A 6,026-nucleotide genomic window follows, 5' to 3' on the forward strand; every position below is an offset into this window, starting at 1 on the left:
CAGGGAAATGAAGGAGTCTGGAGAACATGCCGGTATCGGTCACCATGCCCCGGCTCGGCGAGAGCGTCACCGAGGGCACCGTCACGCGCTGGCTCAAGCAGGAGGGTGACACCGTCGAGGTCGACGAGCCACTGCTCGAGGTGTCCACCGACAAGGTCGACACCGAGATCCCGTCCCCGGCGGCCGGGGTGCTGACCCGGATCGTGGTGGGCGAGGACGAGACGGCCGAGGTCGGCAGCGAGCTGGCGGTCATCTCCGGCGAGGGCGAGTCGGCCGGGTCCGGCGGCGACGCTGCCGGGCAGGAGCAGGAAACCCCCGCCGAGCAGGCCGCCGAGGCGGCGCAGGAGCCGCAGGCCGAGGCGGAGCAGTCGGCCGTCGAGGAACCGGCCGAGCAGGCGGCCCCGGCGGCCTCGGGTGAGGGCACCCCGGTGAAGATGCCGGCCCTGGGCGAGAGCGTCACCGAGGGTACGGTCACCCGCTGGCTCAAGCAGGTCGGTGAGACCGTCGAGGTCGACGAGCCGCTGCTGGAGGTCTCCACCGACAAGGTCGACACGGAGATCCCCTCGCCCGTCGCCGGTACCGTCCTGGAGATCAAGGTCCCCGAGGACGAGACCGCCGAGGTCGGCGCGACCCTGGCCGTGGTGGGTGCCGCCGGTGGCGCACCGGCCGAGGCGGAGCCGAAGCCGAAGCCCGAGCCCGAACCGAAGCCGGAGCCGGAGCCCGAGCCCGAGGCGAAGCCCGAACCGAAGCCGGAGCCGAAGGTCTCCGAGCCGACGCCCGGCACGTCGTACAACGAGCCGGCGGCCGAGGCCGAGACGGCGCAGGAGCCGGTCAAGGCCGAGCAGGCGGCACAGCCGGCCACCGCGACTCCCCCGCGCCAGGCAGCGCCGTCCAACGGTGGCGGGCAGGCCGGTTACGTGACCCCGCTGGTCCGCAAGCTGGCCAGCGAGCACAACGTGGATCTCGGCTCGATCAACGGCACCGGGGTCGGCGGCCGGGTCCGCAAGCAGGACGTGCTGGACGCGGCGGAGAAGGCTCGTGCCGCCAAGGCCGCCCCGGCGACGACGGCCCAGCCGACCGCCGCCGCCGCGACCCGCCCGGCCGAGAAGCCGCAGCCCAGCGCCAAGCGGGGCACCACCGAGAAGCTGCCGCGCATCCGTGCGGCCATCGCCAAGCGGATGCTGTCGTCGCTGCACGAGATGGCGCAGCTGACCACCGTGGTCGAGGTGGACGTCACCAAGGTCGCCAAGCTGCGGGCGCAGGCCAAGGAGTCGTTCCAGCAGCGGCACGGCGTCAAGCTGTCGTTCCTGCCGTTCTTCGCGCTGGCGGCCATCGAGGCGCTTCAGGCGTACCCGATCGTCAACGCCAGCATGGACCTCGACGCCGGGACGATCACCTACCCGGAGGCCGAGAACCTCGGCATCGCGGTGGACACCGAGCGGGGCCTGCTGGTTCCGGTCATCCACAACGCCGGTGACCTCAACCTGGGCGGCATCGCCAAGCGGGTCGCCGACCTGGCCGAGCGGACCCGGACCAACAAGATCAGCCCGGACGAGATCGCCGGTGCGACCTTCACCCTGACCAACACCGGCAGCCGGGGCGCGCTCTTCGACACCCCGATCGTCCCGTCGCCCCAGTCGGCGATGCTGGGTACGGGTGCCGTGGTCAAGCGTCCGGTCGTGGTGAACGACCCGGAGCTGGGCGAGGTCATCGCGGTACGCCAGATGGTCTACCTGGCCCTGTCCTACGACCACCGGCTGATCGACGGCGCCGACGCGGCCCGCTTCCTGACCGCGGTCAAGCAGCGCCTGGAGGCCGGCAACTTCGAAGCCGAACTGGGCCTCTAGCCTTCCGCGAAGGGCGCCCCGGTCACCCTGACCGGGGCGCCCTCGGCGTTTCCGGCAAACTGATGACGAAACAGGCATCTGTCCGCCTCAGCGCTGCCAGACTCAGGCCGTGGGGGACGGAGGTTGGCGCGGACGGCTGGGTCCGTCAATCGGCATCGCCCCAGGTGCCCGGGTCGACAAGTTCGAGATCTTCTTCGATCTGGTCTTCGTCTTCTCGTTCTTCAACATCGCCCGCAGCACCGCCGCCAACCTGAACGGCGCGGGCATGTTGCACGCCCTGCTCGTGCTGGCGGTGCTCTGGTGGTGCTGGGTGGTACACACCGTGGTGGCGACCCGGATCCGCATCGGTGAGGGTTTCGTGCCGGTGCTGATGGTCGCCGGAATGGCCGCGCTGTTCAGCTTCGCCGTCGCGATGCCGCAGGCGTTCGTCAACTCACGCGAGAACGAGACCGGCCCGATCGTGGTGGCGGTGAGCTATGTCGTCATCCGGGCCGTGCACCTGGCGTTGTTCCTGCATATCGTCCGGGACAACCCGACCGAGCGTCGGCAGTTGCGCCGGTACGCTCCCGAACTCACCCTGAGCACGGTGCTGCTGCTGGTCGCCGCGCTGCTCCCCGCCCACCTGCACGATATGGGCACCGCCCATCTGGTCCGTGACGCGCTCTGGATGACCGTGGTGCTGCTCCAGTACGGCACCGGGCTGTTCGCCCGCACCTGGGGTTGGGGGGTGACCTCGGCGGAGCACTGGACCGAACGCTACGACCTCATCCTGATCATCGCGCTCGGCGAGTCGGTGATCTCCGTCGGCCTCGGCAGCGACCTGCTCAACCAGCCCGCAACCTGGCCCGGGGTGACCGCCGGCGTGCTCGGCATCGTCTTGACCGCCGCCCTCTGGTGGGTGCACTACGACATGATCGGCCCGGCCGCCCGCATCGCGCTGCACGCCACCCTCGGTCGCGCCCGGATGCTGATGGCCCGCGACGCCTACGCCTACCTCTACCTGCTGATGATCACCGGGATCATCACCTTCGCCCTCGGCGCCGAGGGCATCGTCCACGACGTCGCCGAGCCCGGCGTACCGCTCGGCGAGCCGGCCCACGGCCCGGACGTGCCGATGATGTTCGGCGGGGTGTTGCTGTACCTGCTCGGGAGCATGCTCTTCCAGCTCCGTACCCTCGGCACCCTGACCTGGCTGCGGGTCGGCACCCTGATCGCGCTCGCCGTCGGCATCCCGGTCGCCCGACAGATGCCCGCGCTCGCCGCCCTCGGGCTGGTCACCGCGATCTGCGTCGGCCTGGTTTTCGCCGAGGTCGTCCTGATGTCCGAAGCTCGGCAGGCGCTGCGTACGGCGGTCTTCGAGGAGCGCACCGCCCACGAGGCCCACGAGGCCGCCTACCGCGCCCGCTGGCACGGCCAACCCCCCGGCACCACCTGACCGCCGCCTGCCGGACCCCGACGAGTTGCCCGACGAGATGGTGATCGCCTCGGTCGCGCACGCCAACGGCCTGCCGCTCTACACGACCGACCCGAACGACTTCACCGGCCTGGAGGATCTGGTCCGGGTCCAACCCGTCCAGCGGCCCTGATCGCCCGGATCAGCACCACCTTTCCATCGATCGATTCTCATGCAACGATATGGCCACCCAGTTCAGGGGTAGTGCACCTCATCGGGAGGCCGGAATGCGTAGGCGATGGTGGAGTTTGGCGGCGGCCTCGCTGCTCGCGGCCGGGGTGTTGGTGGCTCCGGCAACCCCCGCGATGGCAGCGCCGACATTCCGGGTTCCGTTCCCGTGTGGCCAGTCCTGGTCCGGGCAGACCCGCACCAACCACAGCCCGCAGAACGCCATCGACTTCAACCGCACAGACGACCTCGGCGACCCGGTGGTGGCCAGCGCACCGGGCACCGTCGACGTGGTGACCAATCTGGGCAACACCAGCTACGGCAAGTACATCCGGATCAACCACGGCGGCGGCTACACCACCTACTACGCCCACCTCAACGGCTTCAACGTCTCCGTCGGCCAGCAGGTGGGCTACGGCAAGGTGATCGGCTGGGTCGGCAGCACCGGCGGCTCGACCGGCCCGCACCTGCACTACGAACAGCGGCTCAACGGCAGCGCCATCAAGATCAAATTCAACGGGACGCAGGCGTTGTACTGGGGCACGAAGACCTACACCAGCGGCAACGGCTGCGGCAGTAGCACCGCGACCGGCACCGTCCGCACCAGCGGCACCCCGCTGACGGTCCGCTCCGGCCCCGGCACGAACTACAGCTCCGTCGGTACGCTCGCCACCGGCACCAACGTCACCATCCACTGCCAGACCAACGGCACCACGGTCACCGGCACGTACGGCACCAGCTCGATCTGGAACCGGATCGGCTCCGGCCGCTTCATCGCCGACGCCTACACCTACACCGGCTACTCCGGCTTCATCCCGAACGTCCCACGCTGCTGACCCGACTGTTCGCGGATCACTGACGGGCTGTCACCGCTTGCTCGCTCAGTTCCGCATCCGGTACAGGGCGACTCGACCCATCGCCCTGTACCGGATGTCCCGCCCACCGGACTACCCTGCGATGGTCAACTGAACACGGCCGAAACTATGGGGACCGAGCTACGTGATAACCGGTGAGCTGAAGAGCAGGATCGATCGCATCTGGGACGCCTTCTGGTCGGGCGGCATCTCCAACCCGCTGGAAGTGATCGAGCAGATCACCTACCTGCTCTTCATCAAGCGCCTGGACGACCTGCACACCCTTGAGGAGAACAAGGCCAACCGCACCGGCCGGTGGGAGCGGCGGATCTTCCCGGAGGGCTGCGACGACCAGTGGCGTAAGTACGACGACCTACGCTGGTCGCGCTTCAAGAGCGCCGCGCCGACCGAGATGTTCGAGACGGTACGCGACCGGGTGTTCCCGTTCCTGCGTACGCTCGGCGGCGACGGCTCGACGTACTCGCAGCACATGCGCGACGCCCGGTTCACCATCCCCAACCCGGCGCTGCTGTCCCGGGTGGTCGACATGCTCGACACCATTCCGATGGAGGACCGGGACACCAAGGGCGACCTGTACGAGTACATGCTCGGAAAGATCGCTACTGCTGGCCACAACGGACAGTTCCGCACCTCACGGCACATCATCCAGCTCATGGTGGAGATGACCCGGCCGACGCCGACCGACGAGATCTGCGACCCGGCCTGCGGCACCGCGGGCTTCCTGGTCGAAGCCGGAGAGTACGTCCGCAAGCACCACCCGGACGCCCTGCACGACGCGAAACTGCGCAAGCACTTCCACGAAGAGATGTTCCACGGCTTCGACTTCGACGGCACCATGCTGCGCATCGGCAGCATGAACATGCTGCTGCACGGCGTCGAGAACCCCGACATCCGCTACCGCGACTCCCTCGCCGAGAGCGTCAGCGACGAGTCGGAGAAGTACTCCCTGATCCTCGCCAACCCGCCGTTCGCTGGCAGCCTCGACTACGAGAGCACGTCGAAGGACCTGCAACGGGTCGTCAAGACCAAGAAAACCGAACTGCTCTTCCTCGCGCTGTTCCTGCGGCTGCTCAAACCGGGCGGCCGGGCGGCGGTCATCGTGCCGGACGGGGTGCTCTTCGGCTCCTCCAAGGCGCACAAGGAGCTACGCCGCATCCTGGTCGAGGAGCAGAAGCTCGACGGCGTGGTCAAGCTCCCCAGCGGCACCTTCAAGCCGTACTCCGGGGTGTCGACGGCGATCCTGCTGTTCACCAAGACCGACAGCGGCGGCACCGACAACGTCTGGTTCTACGAGGTGACGGCCGACGGCTGGAGCCTGGACGACAAGCGCACTCCCCTACTGCCCGATGACAAGCTCGGCCCGGCCCCCGAGGTCACCCTCACCGAAGACGAACACACCAAGAACAACCTGCCGGACGCCCTGGCCCGCTGGCTCCGCCGCGACAGCGACGAGGTGCAACGGGCACGCACCGAGCAGAGCTTCTGCGTCCCCAAGGCCGAGATCGCCGAGCAGGGGTACGACCTCAGCCTCAACCGCTACAAAGAAGTCGTCCACGAAGAAGTCGAACACCGCCCACCCCTGGAAATCCTCGCCGACCTCGAACGCCTAGTACGGCAGCCGCCAATTGCTAGCTGACCAGGGTGTAGTCCCTGCTTAGCCGTGCGCGTTGGTGGAACCAGCGG

5 protein-coding genes are annotated in these 6,026 nt (G+C 68.5%); all 5 read left to right on the top strand.

The window, feature by feature from the left end:
• Window positions 1–26 precede the first annotated feature (26 nt).
• The 5 genes from sucB to FF096_RS17290 all read left to right on the top strand — a co-directional run bounded on the left by sucB (window position 27) and on the right by FF096_RS17290 (window position 5,979).
• On the top strand, window positions 27–1,847 hold the full coding sequence (gene sucB, locus FF096_RS17275) for a 2-oxoglutarate dehydrogenase, E2 component, dihydrolipoamide succinyltransferase (RefSeq protein ID WP_155219365.1): 1,821 nt from the start codon (window positions 27–29) through the stop codon (window positions 1,845–1,847).
• 109 nt (window positions 1,848–1,956) lie between these two features.
• Window positions 1,957–3,282 carry a low temperature requirement protein A gene (locus FF096_RS17280; RefSeq protein ID WP_309223464.1) on the top strand — a complete coding sequence of 442 codons (1,326 nt, stop codon included), beginning with the start codon at window positions 1,957–1,959 and terminating at the stop codon, window positions 3,280–3,282.
• Between the two features lie 25 nt (window positions 3,283–3,307).
• Window positions 3,308–3,433, top strand: coding sequence for a hypothetical protein (locus tag FF096_RS27110; RefSeq protein WP_255456660.1), 126 nt, complete (start codon window positions 3,308–3,310; stop codon window positions 3,431–3,433).
• A 94-nt stretch (window positions 3,434–3,527) separates the two neighbouring features.
• On the top strand, window positions 3,528–4,304 hold the full coding sequence (locus FF096_RS17285) for a M23 family metallopeptidase (RefSeq protein WP_155219368.1): 777 nt from the start codon (window positions 3,528–3,530) through the stop codon (window positions 4,302–4,304).
• 163 nt (window positions 4,305–4,467) lie between these two features.
• Window positions 4,468–5,979: a class I SAM-dependent DNA methyltransferase gene (locus FF096_RS17290; protein WP_309223465.1), complete on the top strand. Its 1,512-nt coding sequence runs from the start codon at window positions 4,468–4,470 to the stop codon at window positions 5,977–5,979.
• Window positions 5,980–6,026 lie beyond the last annotated feature (47 nt).

The sequence above is a fragment of the Micromonospora sp. CP22 genome (genome assembly GCF_009712475.1).
Classification (GTDB): domain Bacteria; phylum Actinomycetota; class Actinomycetes; order Mycobacteriales; family Micromonosporaceae; genus Micromonospora.